This is a genomic window from Rubellimicrobium thermophilum DSM 16684, from assembly GCF_000442315.1.
GTDB lineage: Bacteria > Pseudomonadota > Alphaproteobacteria > Rhodobacterales > Rhodobacteraceae > Rubellimicrobium > Rubellimicrobium thermophilum.
The window spans coordinates 1-16693 of record NZ_KE557318.1; the positions used below are offsets into that span (position 1 = coordinate 1).

Sequence of the window (16693 nt, forward strand, 5' to 3'; positions counted from 1 at the left end):
CCTGGAAACCGACTTCTAGGCTTCTCGCCTGCCGCGGCTCGCGGGTGGTTCAGGATCTCGCTGCGTTCCGGGAGTACACGTCCAGCGAACCGTCGCGACGGATCAGCAGGACGTCATAGGCATCGCGCTCGTCCTCCGGCCCCATGCCGGGCGAACCGTAGGGCATACCAGGGACCGCAAGCCCGACCGCGTCGGGGCGTTCGGCCAGCAGGCGCCGGATGTCGACGGCAGGAACGTGGCCTTCAAGCGCATAGCCATCGACCACGCCGGTATGGCAGGAGAAAGCCTTCGCCGGGACGCCATGGTCCATCTTGAAGCGGATCAGCAGCGTTCCCATCGACACTTCGTCCGTCACGGTGAAGCCTTGCTCGCGCAGGTAGTCGACCCAGGCATCGCAGCATTCACAGCCGCGTCCCTTGACGACATGGATCGGTGGTTCCGCTTGCGACCAGGCGGCGCGCCCCGGGACCGCGACGCTGGCCGCTGCCGCAAGCAGCAGGTTGCGCCGTCCGATGTGCTGCCCGCTCATCCCCGATCCCCTACTACCAAAGCTTCAAAGCCCGTCTCGCGGCGCCATGTCGTCAGCGCATCAAGATCCTCGGACGAGGCAATCTCTTGTTCCGGCAGGGCGTCCCGGTCCGTCGGATCGACCGGCCGACCGTCAACGCGGACCTCGTAGTGCAGGTTCGGGCCACTTACGAGGCCCGTCGCGCCAACGGCACCGATGCTGTCACCTGCCTTGACCCGGGTGCCTTCCCGAACATCCTCGGCAATCTCGGACAGATGGGCATAGCGCGTCACAACCCCGCCGCCGTGATCGATGTCGATGGTCAGACCGTAACCTCGGATCGTACCGGCAAAGACCACACGCCCGGCACCGGTGGCCGAGACCTCGGTTCCGACCGGAGCGGCATAGTCGATCCCGGTGTGCATCCGCACGCCCCCGAGAACAGGATGGTTGCGTCGCCCGAAGACAGACGACAGCCGGGCACCGAGGATCGGCGCGGCAGACCGCTGGACGGCTTCCCCGTCCTCGAACACGATGACGGGTCCTGCGGCTTCGGTGGCGACGAGCTCAAGCACCCGGTCTGCAAGTTCCAGCCGCGCATAGTTCAGCCGAGGCTCGCCCGCGATGCTGCCGTCAGGAAGCTGGTCTTCCTGCCAGACCAGCGCGAAGGTCTCGCCGCCCTGCAGATCGCGCCGGAAATCGACCTGGCCCGCGAGGAGCGCAGTCAGGTCCACGGCGAAGCGCTCCGGCGCGTTGCGCGCGACGAGGGCTTCGTAAAGCGTGCCGTCAAGCACCAGCGTCTCCCGCCGGTCCGTCTCACGGATCGGAGGCTCAAGGCGCTCGGCTGTCACCTGGCCATTGAACGTCAATGCAATCTCGACGCCATCTTCCACGAAAAGCGACAGGCGCGTCAGGCTGGTCGGATCGCCCGATGCGGCCGTCCACTCGACGCGATGACCGGGTCGCAGGTCGGTCAGGTCGTAGACCCCCGCAAGCGCCAGGGCGGCCTCGGCCCGGATGCCCGCGGGGACACCTGCGCGGTCAAGCACGCTGTCGAGCGTGTCGCCTGAGGCGACCGTCACATCGATCACGGCTGGACCGTACGCGGTCGGCGGGTCGGCAACAGCCCGCAAGGGCACAAGAGTGGTGGCGACGAGGACGATGAGGGCAGAGCGGATCATCTGGCAGAATGACCTTTCAGCTGATGGTTCGGCGGATCTTCGGAACGGCGAAACGCCGATCCTCGTGATAATCAATGATGCTGGCAAAGCGCCCGTCCGGGTGGAACAGGAACACCCCGGCTGTATGGTTGACCGTATAATCGCCATCGCGCGGCACCTTCTCGAACCACGCGCGAAATCCCGCGGCGGCGCGTTCGACCTCGGCCAACGGGCCCGTCAGGCCGGTGATGCGCGGATCGAAATTCGCGAGGTAGTCGGACAGGACGGCCGGCGTGTCACGTTCAGGGTCCACCGAGATCAGGGTGACGTTCAGGCGGTCAGCCTCGGGACCGAGATCCTCGAGCCAGCCCGAGATGTCGCTGAGCGTGGTCGGACAGACGTCGGGACAGAAGGTAAAGCCGAAGAAGATCATGGTCGGGCGCCCGATCCAGTCGGACGGCCGGACGGTTGCGCCGCGCTGGTCGGTCAGCGTGAAGTCCATTTCGGCGATCGGCAAAGGCAGACGTGGGTCTGTGGCAGGCGCGGTGCCGCGGCTGCGCCATGCCCCGAGGCCGAGCGTGAAAGCCAGCGCCCCCGCCACCCCGCCGAGGCCGAGGATCACTGCCCTGCGTGTTCGCAATCCGGCCCCTCCGCCCGCATGGACAGGACCTCGACCGGCACCGTCACCTCGCCCGCGTCGCGGAAGGTCAATGTCACGGGGAAGCCCTCGCCTTCCTTCAGGGTGGTTGTCAGGCCCATCAGCATTCCGTGATAGCCCCCGGGCGCCAGCGCCACCGTCTGTCCCGCCGGAACCGGAACCGACATGGCGTGCGGCATCGAGGCGACGCCGTCCGTCACGACAGTTTCGTGCAGCATCGGCATTCCCGCGACGGGCGTCGCGATGCCGACCAGCGCGTCATCGGCGCTGCCTGTGTTGGTGATCTCGACATAGAGCACGCCGGGGCGTTCGGCGCCGATCGTCGCGCGGGACCATGCGTGCTCGATCATCAGGTTTCCGATGGTGAAGGTTTCGCAGGCCAGGGCAGGCAGGCCGACAAGGGACAGAAGGGCGGCAAGGATCGGGGTTCTCATGGAGCCTCACAGTCTGGAACGAAGGTCATTCAGGATGTCACTGGCGGGCGTGCCGTAGGCGAACTGGCGCAGCCAGTCGCCATCGGGCCCGATCAGGTAGAGCGCCGGGCTGTGCGACATGGTGTAGCCATCCGGCGCGGCCGGGTCGTCCTGGCGTTCGAAGTAGATGTGGAAGCTCTCCGCGGCGGCGCGCGTCTGCACCTCGTCTCCGGCGAGGCCCAGGATCGCCGGGTGGAAGGCGGATGTGTAGGCGGCAAGCCCCAGACGGCGGTCGCGGACGGGATCGACGGAGATGAAGATCGGTTGCACCTTGTCGGCGTCCGATCCGAGGTCATCCATGACCTGCGCGACCTCGGACAGCGTGGTGGGGCACACGTCCGGACAGCTCGTGAAGCCGAAGAACATCAGAAGGTGCTTTCCCGCGAAGTCCGCCTCGGTGCGGATCCGGCCCTCGGCGTCGGGCAACGAAAACACCGGGCGAAACGCGGCCTCGGCCCGGGGCGGGGTTGCCGGATCGGCCACCAGAACCCAGGTTCCATAGGCCAGACAGGCCAGGCCCGCGGCTGCCCAAAGGGCTTTCTGGAATGTTGTCAGTCTCATGCGGTCCCTGTCTATGATGCGGCGTGCCTAAACCCTCCAGCGGCTTGAGGTTCAAGCGAAAAAGCCCGGTGTCACGGAAAGATGAGGCGTCAGCCGAGCAGAACCGTCGCCAGCAGATTGATGTTCAGCACGATGATCGTGACCGCGATCAGCGCGCAGAGCGCGGTAAGCCAGCGGGGGGCCACCAGATCGCCCATCTTGGCCCGGCTTGCCGTGAACATCACCAGCGGCACGATGGCGAAGGGAAGCTGGAAGGACAGCACGACCTGGCTCAGGATCAGGAGCTGGCCGGTCTCCTCGCTGCCGTAAAGCAGGATCACGGCCATCGCCGGGACAATGGCGATCAGCCGGGTGATCAGCCGCCGCAACACCGGGCTGATGCGGAAGGCGATGAACCCTTCCATCACGATCTGCCCTGACATCGTGGCTGTCACGGTCGCGTTCAGCCCACAGCACAGAAGCGCGATGCCGAACAGGGTCGGGGCGATGGCGCTGCCAAGCAGCGGCGAAAGCAACGCATGCGCCTGATCGATCTCGACGATTTCGGTTGTGCCGCTGGCGTGGAACGTCGCGGCGGCGAGGATCAGGATCGACGAGTTGACCAGAAGCGCCAGCATCAGCGCGATGGTCGAATCCCAGGTCGCAAGCCGCAGCGCCTCGCGCTTGCCGCCCGGATCCTGTCCGAAGGCCCGGGTCTGCACGATCCCGGAATGGAGGTACAGGTTGTGCGGCATCACGGTCGCGCCGATGATGCCGAGCGCGATGTAAAGCATCTGCGGATTGGTCACGATCTCGGTCGAGGGCGCAAAGCCCGCGATCACCGCGCCCCAGTCGGGGTCGGCCATCGCGATCTGCACGAAGAAACAGGCCGCGATCACCGCCAGAAGTGCGATGATGAAGGCCTCGATCCACCGAAATCCCTTGTTCTGCAGCCAGAGGATCAGGAACACGTCGGCCGCGGTGATGAAGATGCCGATCTCGAGCGGGATGCCGAACAGAAGGTTCAGGCCGATGGCCGTGCCGATCACCTCCGCGAGGTCGGTGGCGATGATCGCCGCTTCGGCAAACAGCCAGAGCGGCACCGACACCCAGCGCGGAAAGGCATCCCGGCAAGCCTGCGCCAGGTCGCGGCCCGAGGCGATGGCGAGCCGCGCGCAGAGCGATTGCAGAAGGATCGCCATGATGTTCGACAACAGCGCAACGAAGAGCAGCGTGTAGCCGAAGGCCGCCCCCCCGGCGAGCGAGGTGGCCCAGTTCCCGGGGTCCATGTAGCCGACCGCGACGAGGTAGCCCGGTCCGATGAAGGCAAGGAACCGGCGGAAGGGCGACGCGCCGCGCGGCACTGCGATCGAACGGAACACTTCGGACAGGGACGGCGTGGTGCTGTCGGTACGCCAGGCATGGATCGGCATGGATGGAAGCCCCAGAAGGACGCGTCCGCAAAGGCCGGGCGCAATATGTTAGATGGTGCTAACAATTCTCCCCATGGCTTTACTTGTCAATCCGTCCCGTGCGATGCTTCTGCGATGACAGGGATCGATCCGAAGAACCGCATGGGCACCGATGACCGAGCCGCCGACCTGCGGGCCGAGGCGTTCCAGGGCGTGCGCGCGGCGCGCAGCCGCGAGCTTGCCGAGGACTATGTCGAACTGATCGCCGAACTGATCCACGACCACGGCGAGGCGCGGCCGGTGGATATCGCCGCGCGGCTTGGCGTCCGGGTCCCGACGGTGACCAAGACGCTCGACCGTCTGGCCCGGGAGGGCCTGATCACCCGGGCGCGGTATCGGTCCGTGTTCCTCACCGACGAGGGCCGCGCGCTGGCCCGGGAGTGCCGTCGGCGGCACGAGATCGTGCTGCGGTTCCTGCTGAGCCTGGGCCTCGACCCCGAAACCGCCGAGCGCGACGCCGAGGGGATCGAGCATCACGTCAGCGCGCGCACGCTGGCCCTCTTCGCGGCCTTCGCCAGCAAGTCCTGACGGCGGCGTCAGGCGTTCTCGACGGCGAAGCGCACATCGGCGATCAGGCTTTCCGCGCTGAAGTTCTCCAGCCGTTTGCCGTTCAGGAAAAAGGTCGGCGTCTGCCGGATGTCCAGGGCTTCGACATCCGCCATGTCCTGGTTGATCGTTCCGGTGATGCCGGGAAAGAGCTTGTCCGTCTCGGCCCGGTCCAGATCGAGGCCCGCATTCCCGGCGATCTCCCAGGCCACGTCCATCTCGGGCGCCCCGTGGACCGCCCAGCCCGGCTGCTCTTCGAACAGGGCGTCAAGCACCGGTTCGAACTTGCCCTGCATCCGCGCCGCCTCGAGGATCCGGGCAGCCTCGTCCGACCCTTCGTGGAACAGGGTATAGCGCAGCACAACGCGGACCTGATCCGGGAACAGCCGGAGGATCTCCTTGATGACCGGATGGTACGCCCGGCAGGCCTCGCAGGAGGGGTCGAAGAACTCGACCAGCGTGACGGGCGCATCGGCCGGGCCGAAGCTGGGCGAGTAGGGGCGGTCGAGGAGTGCTGCGTCCACGGGCGGCGCAGCGGCGGCGCGGGCATCGGCGTCTGCCTGACGCCGGGTGTTCACGACAAAGGCGCCGCCCCCGAAAGCGACGAGCCCAAGGGCTGAGGCCCCGATCAAGACAGTGCGGCGATTCATGCGCGGGTCCCCCTTGGAAGGATCAGACAGGCAAGGATGGCGGCAAAGGCCGCCAGCGAAAGGTAAGGAATGGGCAATCCCAGGATCACCTGCGCCGGGCCCGAGCAGGAAGGGCCGTTCTCGGTGCAGGGAACGACCGGAGCAGGCAGGAGCCCCGCATAAAGTCCGGAATGCCAGGCCGCGAGCGCCAGCCCGGCGATTCCGAACGGCAGGGCATAGACCCGCGCCAGGCGGTCGCCCCGCCAGATCGACAGGCCAAGGATCGGGACCAGCGGGAACATGGCGATACGCTGGTACCAGCACAGGGTGCAGGGCATCTGCCCCAGCACCTCGCCGATGAAGAGAGCCCCGAGGGTGGCGGCAAGAGCGATCACGAACGCAGTCGTCACCGCAAGGTCGTCCCGGGGCGGGGTGTCAGCGTCAGCCTTGGTCACGAACGGGCTCCTTGCGGCGGCGCTGTGGCAGGGACGACGCGAGGAGGCAGGCCGCTCCCAAGGTGATCGCCATGTCCGCGACGTTGAACGTCGGCCAGTGCCAGTCCTGCCAGAAGACGTCGAGGAAGTCCGTCACCGCACCCTGCCGCAGCCGGTCGATGATGTTGCCAATCGCCCCGCCGACGATCAGGGCGAACCCCGTGCGCTCGACCGGATGGCGCGCGCGCAGGGCCATCACGGCGAACACCAGCGTCAGCCCGGCGGTCACGGCGGCCATCAGCAGCGGCCGACCGGACGATCGGACCGGACAGGAGGCCGAAGCTCGCGCCTTCGTTGAAACCGAGCGTCAGGTCGAGACCGGGAAGAATGGCAACGGGCTGGCCGGGCACCAGGCCGGAGAGCGCGGCCGCCTTGGTGGTCTGGTCGAGCAGAACCGTGGCCAGCACCACAATCGCAGGTCGGGTCATGGAGCGGTTCCCTGGCGCAGCCCGATCCAGCGCGGCACGGCGGCGGTGTAGCGGTCGTAGTCCGCCCCGAGTGCCGCCCGCAGGGCCGTCTCCTCCGTGCGCACCTGTGTGACAGCCGACCACAGGAAGACGAGCGGCGCGACGACAGTGGGCAGCGATGACACCGCGAGCGCGACACCGGCCAGCAAGGCGAACTGCCCCACGAAGGTGGGGTTCCGGCTGTAGCGGTAGAGCCCGCCCGTGACGAGGGCGCCCGTCGCGCCGGGCACGACCCCCACCCGCCAGGAGGCGCCCATCGACATCTGTGCCGCAAAGGCGACCATCGCCCCCACGCCCGCGAGGAAGACACCGATCAACCCGGCGGCAACCGTCCGGCCTTCGGTCCAGAGCGGATCGGCCTTGTGCAGCGCAGGCCATGCCAGCCAGAGAAGCGGCCCGAAGAAGGCAAGCACGAAGGCCGCACGAAACCCCAAGGCGGCCAGCCGCCCGCGTCCCCTTGCCTGCCCGAACAGCCAGACCGGCCTGCCCGCCGCCCGCGTCGCCGCCGTGGTCCCCCAGAGGAACAGTGCCAGATAGCCGAAGAGAAGGGCCAGCGCGGCCCAGCCGAAAGCCGACATCATCGCCTCACGCCTCGCGCTCGGGGTTGAACCGCAAGAGACGCAGCGCGTTCAGCGTCACCAGCACCGTCGCACCCGTATCGGCCAGGATCGCGATCCAGAGGCCCGTCAGGCCGAGGACCGAGGTGACGAGGAACACCGCCTTCAGCCCCAGGGCGATGGTGACGTTCTGACGGATGTTGGCCATGGCCGCGCGCGAGAGGCGGATGGTTGCGGGAATGTCGGTCACGCGGTCGCGCAGGATCGCCGCATCGGCGGTTTCCAGCGCCACATCGGTGCCTGATCCCATGGCGACGCCGACCGACGCCTGCTTCAGGGCGGGCGCATCGTTGATGCCGTCACCGATCATCATGACGCCGTCCTTCGCCCCGATCTCGCGAATATAGGCGAGCTTGTCCTCGGGAAGCATGTCGGCCTCGAACTTCAGGCCAAGGCCGCCCGCGATCGCCGCCGCCGTCCGCGGGTTGTCGCCGGTCAGGATGACGGGGGTCAGGCCCATCGCGGTCAGCTGGCGCACGGCATCCTTCGCATCCGCCCGCGGCTCGTCGCGCATCGCGATCAGGCCGAGCGGGGACTTGGCGCGGAACACCGCGACGGCGGTCTTGCCCTCCTCTTCGAAGATCGTCGCCTGGCGCAGTCCAAGCCCGTCAAGGCCGCCGTTGTCCATGGCGTAGCGGGGCGAGGCGACCCAGGCCGGGGCGCCGTCGACCGTCGCCACGACGCCCTTGCCCATCAGCGCCTTGGCGTCGCTGGCGGCGAGCGGCGCGACGCCCGCGTCCTTCGCCCGGTTCAGGATGGCGACCGCCAACGGGTGGCTCGACCCCGTCTCGACGCCCGCGGCGACAGCCAGAAGCTCGGCCTCGGTCGTCTTGCCGAAGGGCACCACATCGGTCACCTGCGGCCGGCCATGCGTCAGGGTGCCGGTCTTGTCGAAGGCGACCCAGCCGACCTTGGACGCCGCCTCGATCACCGCGCCGCCTTTCATCAGCAGCCCACGCCGCGCGCCGGAGGACAGCGCCGAGGCGATCGAGGCCGGAACCGAGATCACCAGCGCGCAGGGGCAGCCGATGAGAAGCAGCGCCAGGCCACGATAGACCCAGGTATCCCAGGGTTGGCCGAAGGCCAGTGGCGGCACCAGCACGACCAGCGCCGCGACGCCAACGATGGCGGGCATGTACCAGCGGCTGAACCTGTCGATGAAGCGTTCCGTCGGCGCGCGCGCTTCCTCGGCTTCCTCGACCAGCCGGATGATCCGCGCGATGGTGTTGTCCTCGGCCCCTTTTGTCACCGCAACGCGGATGGCCGCTTCGGTATTGATTGCCCCGGCAAACACCGCATCCCCGGGTCCGCGCGTCCTTGGCACGCTTTCGCCGGTGACCGGGCTTTCATCGACGCCCGAGGTGCCCTCGACGATCTCGCCATCCGCCGGGATGCGGTCGCCCGGGCGTACCAGGACGGTCTGGCCAATGGCCAGGCTCGCCGCAGGAACCTCGCGCGTGGTGCCGTTCACTTCGAGGAGCGCCGTCTTGGGCACCAGTTTGGCCAGGGCCCGGATGCCGTCGCGCGCCTTGCCCGCCGCCACACCTTCGAGCACCTCGCCGACCGCGAAGAGGAACACGACCAGCGCTGCCTCTTCCGCCGCGTCGATGAACAGCGCGCCGACGGCGGCGATCGTCATCAGGCTCTCGATGGTGAAGGGTTGGCCCATCCGCAGCGCGGCGAAGGCGCGCCGCGCGACCGGAGCAACCCCGATGAGGCAGGCCGCGACAAAAGCCCATCGGCCGATGTCCGGCGCGATCAACTCGACGATCCAGGCCGCGCCGAGCAGGACTGCCGTGAAGATGACCAGCTTGCCCTTTCCGGTCTGGTACCAGTGCTTGCCCCGGTCGGCGGGGTCGTCGTGGACATGGCCCGGGCTGCCATGGCCCGAGTCGTCACGCGGCGAATCCTTCCCGTGCGTCGCATGGTCATGACCGTCATGGTCGTGGCCCGATGGATCTGCCCCGCCATCCCTCTCGCCAGGCGCCCCTGCCGTCGGCGTCGCGGGCAGCACAAAGTCCTTCCTCGCCGATGCTGCCCGTGGCGCGATCTCATAGCCGAGCGCACGAACGGCGCTCTCGATCCTGTCCCGCCCGGTTTGCGCCTCGTCGAGGGTCAGACGGAGACGTTCCGACATGATGGCGACCTCGACACCGCTCACTCCCGGCAGGCGCGACACCGCATCCTTGATCTTGGTGGCGCAGGATCCGCAATCCATGCCCCTCACGGTCCAGTCGCAGGCGGTTTCGTTTCGTGCTTCGGCCATCGTCAATCCTCGGCCCCAGCGGGGCGATTGTCTTCATCGAGTCGGGAAGCTAATGTCTCTAGCAACTATAGCTTCAAGGGGAATCTGATGCTGACCATCGGAAAACTCGGGGCGCAGGCCGGAGTGAAGGTTCCGACCATCCGCTACTACGAACAGATCGGGCTTCTGCCCGAGGCCGGGCGCAGCGCCGGCAACCAGCGGCTCTACGGACGCAAGGCGTTGGAACGGCTTGCGTTCATCCGCCACGCACGGGATCTCGGCTTCACGCTCGAGGCGATCCGTGACCTTCTCAGCCTCTCGGACAATCCCGAACAGCCTTGCGTCGCAGCCGACGCTATCGCGCGCGCGCAGCTTGCGGAGGTGGAGCGCCGCCTCGCGCGGCTGACGGCGCTGAAGGCCGAACTGGAGCGGATGGTCGTGCAATGCGCGGGCGGCAAGATTGCCGATTGCCGGGTGATCGAGGTGCTGGGCGACCATTCCCTCTGCTCCACCGACCACCGCCATCTGGAGAGCGAGGCCAGTCCGTGACCGCACCCGGCACACTCGCCATCTATGCCGGTGCCGCCTTGGCCGAGATCGCGGGCTGCTTCGCGGTCTGGGCCTGGATGCGGCAGGGGGCGAGCGCCATCTGGCTTGTCCCCGGAGTGGCGAGCCTCGCCGCCTTCGCATGGCTGCTCGCGCTTGCCCCATCCGACTTCGCCGGGCGCGCCTATGCGGCCTACGGCGGGGTCTACATCGCCGCATCGCTCCTCTGGCTCTGGATGGTCGAAAAGCAGCGGCCGGACGCCTGGGACCTGACAGGCGGGGCGATCTGCCTCTTCGGCGCGGCGGTCATCCTGTTCGGTCCAAGGGCGATGGGGAGCTAGTCAGGCGCTCGACCGATGATCGTCAAGGCGGTGTGTCACGCTGGAACAGCCGAAGATAGTGCCACTAGATGATTGTCGTCTTCGCGACGTAGGTCGGTCGCGGATGCGCCAGAAGTGCAGCCGGGGAAGCGATGCATAAGTATATTAAAATCAATAGGTTAGACTGGAGAAGGTTGGATTCCAGGCCCGTCCCCTCCGCCAATCTTCCAGTTAAGAATCTGGAATTTCATAGATATTTCTCGAAAAGATCCCCCATTCTGCTCCCCACTTGGATGGGGATCAGCCCGGACCATCGCGGACGATGCCACCCGGGTCGCAGCCGTCCGGGTCAGGCACGGCCGCGGAGCCGACCGGGTTTCCGAAGCTGCGGGCGCGCACCACGCCGGGTCATCCCGGCCGCCGTCATCGCAAGCGGCCGATCCAGTATGACGAGCGGCGCGACAAAGACAGCTGGCGGCTCGAGGCCATCTGCTGCCGCCCCGAGGACTTCCGGCAGCCCGCCCCTCCGCCACGACAAGCCCGCCCGCAGCGGCCTATCCGCCGTCCACCGCGCCGCCGCCGCATTCCGGCTGTGATGCAAGTCTCAACCCGAAAGGTGATGCAGCACCAGGGGGCGGCCGTCGAAGCATTCGACCCGCAGCGGCATGTCGTAAAGCTGGTTCAGCACGGCGGTCCGGATGACCTGGAGCGGGGAGCCTTCGGCGACGATCCCACCGGCCTTCATCGCGACGACATGATCCGCCCAGGCGGCGGCATGGTTGACTTCGTGCAGAACGAGAAGCACGCTCTTGCCTTCGTTCCGCAGGACGACAAGTTCCTGCATCAGGCGGCGGGCATGGGCCAGGTCGAGTGCGGCCAGCGGTTCGTCCAGCAAGAGCCAGTCGGTGCCCTGCGCAAAGGCCATCGCCAGATGGGCCCGCTGGCGCTGGCCGCCGGACAGTTCGTCCAGGAAGCGGTCGGCCAGATCGCCCAGGCCCATCCGGGCGATCGCCGCTTCGACCTGCGCGCGATCCTCGGCCTTGGGGCGGCCCTGATGATGCGGCCAGCGTCCGAATGCCACCAGCTCGCGCACGCGCAAGCGGCTGTGGACGATGGCGTTCTGCGGCAGGATCGCCATGACGCGGGCCAGCATGTCGGTGGGCGTGCGCTCCACGTCGAGCCCTGCGACCGTGATGCGCCCCTGCTGCATACGCTCCAGCCGGGCGATCAGGGACAGCAGGGTGCTTTTCCCGGCGCCGTTCGGTCCGATCAGCGCGGTGATCCGGCCCGCCGGAATGCGCAGCGTCACGTCGTCGAGGATGGTCGTGCGGCCGATCCGGTGGTGCAGGTTGCGGATCTCGATCATCGGATGCGTCCCCGCAGCAGGAGGAACAGAAAGACCAGCCCGCCGGCGAATTCCACGACCGCAGGCAGGGTGGATTGCAGGCCGAGCACGCGCTCGAACAAGGTCTGCCCGATCACCAGCATCGCCGCGGTGAGCAGCATCGCGGTCAGCAGCACCGGCCTGTGCCGGTCCGATCCGGCCAGGGGGCGCGCCAGGGCTGAGATCAGCAGGCCCAGGAAGGCCAGCGGCCCGACCCAGCGCCGTCGCCACCGCGACCAGGACCGCCACCAGCGCCAGCACCCCCAGCACCAGACGGTCATGCCTCAGGCCAAGGGAGATGGCCGTCGGTCGCCCCAGGGCCAGCACGTCCAGCCGCGGGGCCAGACCCAGGGCTGTGCCTGCGGCCGCGACGGTGAGAAGACCGGCAAAGGGCAGAAGCCCGGCATCGACTCGCGAGAAGCTCGCCACCGTCTCGGCCTGGACGATGACAAAGGCGTTCGGGTCCATCACCCGTGCCAGGAACCCCGCCAGCGCGCGCAAGAGGATGCCGAGGATCACGCCGGTCAGGATCATCCGCGGCACGTCCTGCGCGCCGCGGCCCAGCAGGGTGCCGAACAGAAGCAGTGCCGCGCCGATCAGCACGGCGACTTCGGCGCCGAACCGGGCCGTGCCGGGCAGAGCGGCAAAGCCCACCGGGCCGAGGCCCGCCACCAGCGCCGTCTGCAGGAACAGGAACAGGGCATCCAGGCCCATGATCTGTGGCGTCAGGATCCGGTTGCGTGCGACCGTCTGGAACAGCACGGTCGCCACCGCGATGGCCATTCCGACCAGGATCAGGCCGGCCAGCCGGGTGCTGCGCAGCATCAGGACGAATTCCCATTTCGGTCCGAGGCCGGGCAGCAGATACAGCGCCGAAGCGGCCAGCAGGGCCAGCATCAGGAGCGTCAGCCTAGCCATGCCGCGGGGCCCGCCACAGCAGCCACAGAAACAGGCCCGCCCCCAGGATGCCCAGAACCGATCCGACAGGAATTTCATAGGGAAAGATCAGCAGCCGTCCGAGAACGTCGCAGAGCAGCAGCAGCGCTGCACCGCCGAGGGCGGTGACCGGCAGGCTGGCCCGCAGGTTGTCGCCCATGATCCGGCTGACAATGTTCGGCACCACAAGGCCCAGGAAAGGCACCATGCCCACGGTCGCCATCACCAGGGCCGTGACCAAGGCCACGACGACCAGCCCGAGCCGCATCACCGCCCCCGGGTCGAGCCCAAGCCCCCGCGCCACGTCATCGCCCAGCCCCAGAATGGCAAAGCGGTCGGCGGCATGGATGGCCAAGGCTGCGGCCAGTCCGGCGATCCAGAGCAATTCGTATCGCCCGGCGATCACCCCCGAGAACTCGCCGGTCATCAGCCAGATGCCGACAAGCTGCAACAGATCGGTCTGCCATCCGATATGGAGCACCGCCGCCCCCAGCACGCCCGACCAGACCAGCCCGGCCAGCGGCACCAGCAGCACCTCCTGCCGGGGCAGGCGGCGGATCATCGCCAGGAACAGGGCCGTGCCCAGCAGCCCCGCCCCCGTGGCGGCCAGCATCTTGATCCACAGCGCGGCGCCGGGTGCCGCCAGCGTGACCGCGAGCAGGCCCAGGGCAGCAGCCTCGCCCGTGCCGACCGTGCCCGGCTCCACGAATCGGTTGCGGGCCAGCTGCTGCATGATCACGCCGGCTACGGCCAGGGCGGCGCCCGTCAGGCTCACGGCAAGTGTGCGGGGCAGGCGCGAGATCCAGAAGACCAGCCCGTCACCCGACAGGCTGGCCACGCCGGTCAGGAGGCTTGCCCCGGCCAGCGGGACAAGCAGCAGGGCCAGGACCAGGGCGGGGCGCGTCACCGGCTGAAGGCGGCCAGCAGCTCGTCCAGCGTCGTCATCATCGAGGTATAACCGCCCCCCGCGATATAGATCGGGGCGGGGGACAGATAGACGATCTGGCCCTTCTGCCCGGCCGTGGTGCCGGCCACCAGCGGATTGTCGAGCGTGTCCGCGGCGCTGGCCGGTTCGCCGATGGCGGCGGCGCGGTCGATCACGATCAGCCAATCCGGATTTACCTCGGCGATGAACTCGAAGGAGACGGAGTCGCCATGGGTCTCGGGATTCAGGTTCTCATGCGCTTCGGGCAGGCCCAGAGCGGTATGGATCCAGCCAAAGCGCGACCCGGCCCCATAGGCCGAGATCTTCGGGCCGTTGGTCTGGAGGATGAGCGCATTGCCCTTGCCGGCGACCGCGGCTGCCGTCTCGGCCAGCTTGGCATCCAGGGCCGCGATCAGCTGGGCCGCCTGCTCCTCCTTCCCGAACAGCGTCCCATAGGCCGCGATGCGGTCCCGCCCCTGCCCGACGACATCCTCCCAGATCGTCATGTCGATCGTGGGCGCAACCTGCGACAGGGCTTCCACCTGCGACGCGGATCGGCCGCCGGCGATGATCAGGTCGGGGTCCAGCCCGGCCAGCGCCTCGAGATCGGGCTCGAACAGGGTGCCGATCACCGTGGCCTCGCCCGCCCGGTCGGCGAGATAGGGGACATACAGCTTGTCCGGCACGCCTTGCGGCACGACCCCCAGTGCGGCCAGCGTGTCGATCGCGGCGATGTCCATGACGGCAAGGGTCGCCGGATTGGCGGGCAGGGTCACCTCCCCCCGGGCCGTGGTGATCGTGACATCCTCGGCCCATGCGGGCAGGCTGGTCAGGATGAGAAAGGCCGCAGCGCGGCCGAGATGATGCAGCATGACAGGCTCCGGTCGATAGGGCGTGTGGCTGCGGGATCTGGCTGCACGCGGCGCGGGCTGACTAGCAGCTTGCCGGCGACCGGTCCAGCGCATATTTTGATAAAAATACTATGGAATAGCGAGATGCTGATCAGCACCGCCCGGTATCCCACCGCCCATGCTTCGAAATATCTGCAGCAGCTGTGCCGGCACTTTGCCCACAAGGTCGAGGCCCGCTGCGATGGACAGAGCGGTCATGCCGCCCTGCCGACCGGCCCGGCTACACTGACCGCCGATGCCGAGGGCCTGACCGTCCGCGTCGAGGCCGAAGATGCCAAGAGCCTGATTCAGGCACGCTTCGTGATCGACAGCCATCTCGTGACCTTTGCCCATCGCGAAGGCTTCACCGGGCTGGACTGGCAGACGACGCAAGGCTGAGCCCAGAGCAGGGGGCAGGTCGGGGCGTGGAGACCCCGCGGAGGTGGTGCAGGCAGGGCCATCCCGCACGACCCGAGCCTTTCCTTTCCGGATCAGGGCAGACCGCGGGCTGCGCGCAACCCGGCAAGCGATGGCGGCAGGCACCGGGGAAGAAGACAGGGCATGACGGGAAAGCGGCGCATGGATCTGGCGGGGGTGCCGATCAATCCCCAGAATGTCACCCGATGGGTCCGGATTGGGGGGGGAAATTGGTGAGCATGGGCGGACAGGCAAGAGACATTTACCCTTGCCTGTCATGATCTCATGGGCTTTCCCGGAGCATGCCGGACAAGCCGGAACAGCCCATAGCGGAGTCTCCGCCACAGCATTCCGGCACAGGCTTTGTTCGGGGGGCTGCCGGACTTCTCGGGCCGTCGCATCCGGCAGGTTTCCGATGCCTCGGCCGCCCTCGGGCTGGATTCAGGCGTCACAGGGGCAGCATCACAGGGGCGTCCGGGCCGCAAGAGTCAGCGCTGCAAGAGGACGAGGGGACGGGGCGCCCCTCTTCCGGGTGGCGGTCTGCTGCGATCGGGTCTCGTCAACGGCATCCGGCTGGCGCAGGCGTCGGCATGACGGATCAGGGTGGCGCCGGCTCAGGGGGTCTGGGCCCCGGTGGCCGCCACGAAGACGAGATAGACCGATGTCGTGGCCGTGATGAAGAGCCGGTTGCGGCGCGGCCCGCCGAAGGTCAGGTTCGCAACCCGCTGGGGCACGCGGATCTTGCCGAGCAGGGTGCCGTCCGGTGCGAAGATGTGCACGCCGTCCCCGGCGCTGGACCACAGATTGCCGGCCATGTCGCAGCGGATGCCGTCGGGCAGGCCGCAATCAAGGGTGGCAAAGACCTCGCCGCCGGACAGTCCCCGTTCCGTGACGCGGAAGCGGCGGATCACCGGGGGCACCGCGGGGTCGTGGCTCGATCCGCTTTCGGCGATGTAGAGCAGGCTCTCGTCAGGGGAGAAGCACAGGCCGTTCGGCTGGACGAAGTCGCTGACCACGGGGGCCAGGTCCCCCGTGACCGGATCGAGGCGGAAGACATGCCGCGCCGTCTGTTCGGGTTCGGCACGGTAGCCCTCGTAGTCGGAGAGGATCCCGTAGGTCGGATCGGTGAACCAGATGGATCCGTCGGAGCGCACCACCACGTCATTCGGAGAGTTGAGGCGGCGCCCGCCCCATCTGTCGGCCAGGACGGTGATGCTGCCGTCCGGTTCGGTGCGGGTCACCCGCCGCCCGCCATGCTCGCAGGAGATGAGCCGTCCCTGCCGGTCGCGGGTGTGGCCATTGGCGAAGTTCGACGGCTGACGGAAGGTGGAAACCCCCGCGCCCGGAGTCCAGCGCAGGATGCGCTCGTTCGGGATATCGGAAAAGAGCAGGCAGCCGTGGTCGGCGAACCAGACGGGGCCCTCGGCCCAGCGGCAGCCTGTGGCGATCTCCTCCATCGGGCTGTA

General features: G+C 67.9%; 19 protein-coding genes and 1 pseudogene. 4 read left to right on the plus strand and 16 right to left on the minus strand.

Going from position 1 to position 16693, the window contains the following annotated elements; translation table 11 throughout:
• Positions 1-49: 49 nt before the first annotated feature.
• The 6 genes from RUTHE_RS00005 to RUTHE_RS00030 all read right to left on the minus strand — a co-directional run bounded on the left by RUTHE_RS00005 (position 50) and on the right by RUTHE_RS00030 (position 4772).
• Positions 50-529: a DUF411 domain-containing protein gene (locus RUTHE_RS00005; RefSeq protein ID WP_021096150.1), complete on the minus strand. Its 480-nt coding sequence runs from the start codon at positions 527-529 to the stop codon at positions 50-52.
• Positions 526-1689 (minus strand): M23 family metallopeptidase, encoded by a 1164-nt coding sequence (locus RUTHE_RS00010; protein ID WP_021096151.1) that lies wholly within the window; start codon positions 1687-1689, stop codon positions 526-528. Before RUTHE_RS00010 ends, RUTHE_RS00005 begins: the two co-directional genes overlap by 4 nt.
• Positions 1690-1705: 16 nt before the next feature.
• A complete protein-coding gene (locus RUTHE_RS00015) occupies positions 1706-2308 on the minus strand; it encodes an SCO family protein (RefSeq protein WP_021096152.1) in 603 nt (200 codons plus the stop codon).
• Positions 2287-2760, minus strand: a complete 474-nt coding sequence (locus tag RUTHE_RS00020; protein ID WP_021096153.1) for a copper chaperone PCu(A)C — start codon at positions 2758-2760, stop codon at positions 2287-2289. The genes RUTHE_RS00015 and RUTHE_RS00020 overlap by 22 nt, the downstream gene beginning before the upstream one ends.
• A gap of 6 nt (positions 2761-2766) precedes the next feature.
• Positions 2767-3360: an SCO family protein gene (locus RUTHE_RS00025; RefSeq protein WP_021096154.1), complete on the minus strand. Its 594-nt coding sequence runs from the start codon at positions 3358-3360 to the stop codon at positions 2767-2769.
• A gap of 89 nt (positions 3361-3449) precedes the next feature.
• The gene (locus tag RUTHE_RS00030; RefSeq protein ID WP_021096155.1) at positions 3450-4772 is read right to left on the minus strand and encodes an Nramp family divalent metal transporter; all 1323 of its coding nucleotides are present in this window, start codon (positions 4770-4772) and stop codon (positions 3450-3452) included.
• 114 nt (positions 4773-4886) lie between these two features.
• Here RUTHE_RS00030 and mntR point away from each other — a divergent pair, with 114 nt between their 5' ends.
• Entirely contained in the window at positions 4887-5339 is a 453-nt protein-coding gene (gene mntR / locus RUTHE_RS00035) for a manganese-binding transcriptional regulator MntR (protein ID WP_021096156.1), read from the plus strand.
• Between the two features lie 8 nt (positions 5340-5347).
• Here the strand turns inward: mntR and RUTHE_RS00040 are convergent, their stop codons facing one another.
• The 5 genes from RUTHE_RS00040 to RUTHE_RS00060 all read right to left on the minus strand — a co-directional run bounded on the left by RUTHE_RS00040 (position 5348) and on the right by RUTHE_RS00060 (position 9830).
• Positions 5348-6007 carry a DsbA family protein gene (locus tag RUTHE_RS00040; protein ID WP_021096157.1) on the minus strand — a complete coding sequence of 220 codons (660 nt, stop codon included), beginning with the start codon at positions 6005-6007 and terminating at the stop codon, positions 5348-5350.
• Positions 6004-6441 carry a disulfide bond formation protein B gene (locus tag RUTHE_RS00045; protein WP_021096158.1) on the minus strand — a complete coding sequence of 146 codons (438 nt, stop codon included), beginning with the start codon at positions 6439-6441 and terminating at the stop codon, positions 6004-6006. Before RUTHE_RS00045 ends, RUTHE_RS00040 begins: the two co-directional genes overlap by 4 nt.
• Positions 6428-6718, minus strand: a complete 291-nt coding sequence (gene lspA, locus RUTHE_RS16900; RefSeq protein WP_021096159.1) for a signal peptidase II — start codon at positions 6716-6718, stop codon at positions 6428-6430. Before lspA ends, RUTHE_RS00045 begins: the two co-directional genes overlap by 14 nt.
• Positions 6719-6904: 186 nt before the next feature.
• Positions 6905-7528 carry a methyltransferase family protein gene (locus RUTHE_RS00055; protein ID WP_021096160.1) on the minus strand — a complete coding sequence of 208 codons (624 nt, stop codon included), beginning with the start codon at positions 7526-7528 and terminating at the stop codon, positions 6905-6907.
• A gap of 4 nt (positions 7529-7532) precedes the next feature.
• Positions 7533-9830: a heavy metal translocating P-type ATPase gene (locus tag RUTHE_RS00060; protein WP_021096161.1), complete on the minus strand. Its 2298-nt coding sequence runs from the start codon at positions 9828-9830 to the stop codon at positions 7533-7535.
• A gap of 87 nt (positions 9831-9917) precedes the next feature.
• Between RUTHE_RS00060 and RUTHE_RS00065 the strand changes: the two genes are divergently transcribed.
• Both RUTHE_RS00065 and RUTHE_RS00070 read left to right on the plus strand, forming a co-directional pair.
• Positions 9918-10358 carry a MerR family transcriptional regulator gene (locus RUTHE_RS00065; protein WP_021096162.1) on the plus strand — a complete coding sequence of 147 codons (441 nt, stop codon included), beginning with the start codon at positions 9918-9920 and terminating at the stop codon, positions 10356-10358.
• Positions 10355-10696, plus strand: coding sequence for a YnfA family protein (locus RUTHE_RS00070; RefSeq protein WP_021096163.1), 342 nt, complete (start codon positions 10355-10357; stop codon positions 10694-10696). Before RUTHE_RS00065 ends, RUTHE_RS00070 begins: the two co-directional genes overlap by 4 nt.
• A gap of 583 nt (positions 10697-11279) precedes the next feature.
• Here RUTHE_RS00070 and RUTHE_RS00075 read toward each other — a convergent pair.
• From RUTHE_RS00075 to RUTHE_RS00090, 4 genes and pseudogenes are all read right to left on the minus strand, one after another.
• Positions 11280-12041, minus strand: coding sequence for an iron ABC transporter ATP-binding protein (locus RUTHE_RS00075; RefSeq protein ID WP_040644802.1), 762 nt, complete (start codon positions 12039-12041; stop codon positions 11280-11282).
• Positions 12038-12977 (minus strand): annotated as a pseudogene (locus tag RUTHE_RS00080) (iron chelate uptake ABC transporter family permease subunit). Before RUTHE_RS00080 ends, RUTHE_RS00075 begins: the two are co-directional and overlap by 4 nt.
• Complete coding sequence (locus RUTHE_RS00085; protein ID WP_021096165.1) at positions 12970-13902, minus strand: iron chelate uptake ABC transporter family permease subunit; 933 nt, start codon at positions 13900-13902, stop codon at positions 12970-12972. The pseudogene RUTHE_RS00080 and the gene RUTHE_RS00085 overlap by 8 nt, the downstream one beginning before the upstream one ends.
• Positions 13899-14792, minus strand: a complete 894-nt coding sequence (locus tag RUTHE_RS00090; protein ID WP_021096166.1) for a siderophore ABC transporter substrate-binding protein — start codon at positions 14790-14792, stop codon at positions 13899-13901. The genes RUTHE_RS00085 and RUTHE_RS00090 overlap by 4 nt, the downstream gene beginning before the upstream one ends.
• 126 nt (positions 14793-14918) lie before the next feature.
• On the opposite strand from RUTHE_RS00090, the gene RUTHE_RS00095 reads away from it, so the two are divergent.
• A complete protein-coding gene (locus RUTHE_RS00095) occupies positions 14919-15209 on the plus strand; it encodes a DUF2218 domain-containing protein (protein ID WP_040644836.1) in 291 nt (96 codons plus the stop codon).
• Between the two features lie 632 nt (positions 15210-15841).
• Here RUTHE_RS00095 and RUTHE_RS00100 read toward each other — a convergent pair.
• Positions 15842-16684, minus strand: a complete 843-nt coding sequence (locus tag RUTHE_RS00100; protein WP_084464959.1) for an SMP-30/gluconolactonase/LRE family protein — start codon at positions 16682-16684, stop codon at positions 15842-15844.
• Between the last annotated feature and the right edge of the window lie 9 nt (positions 16685-16693).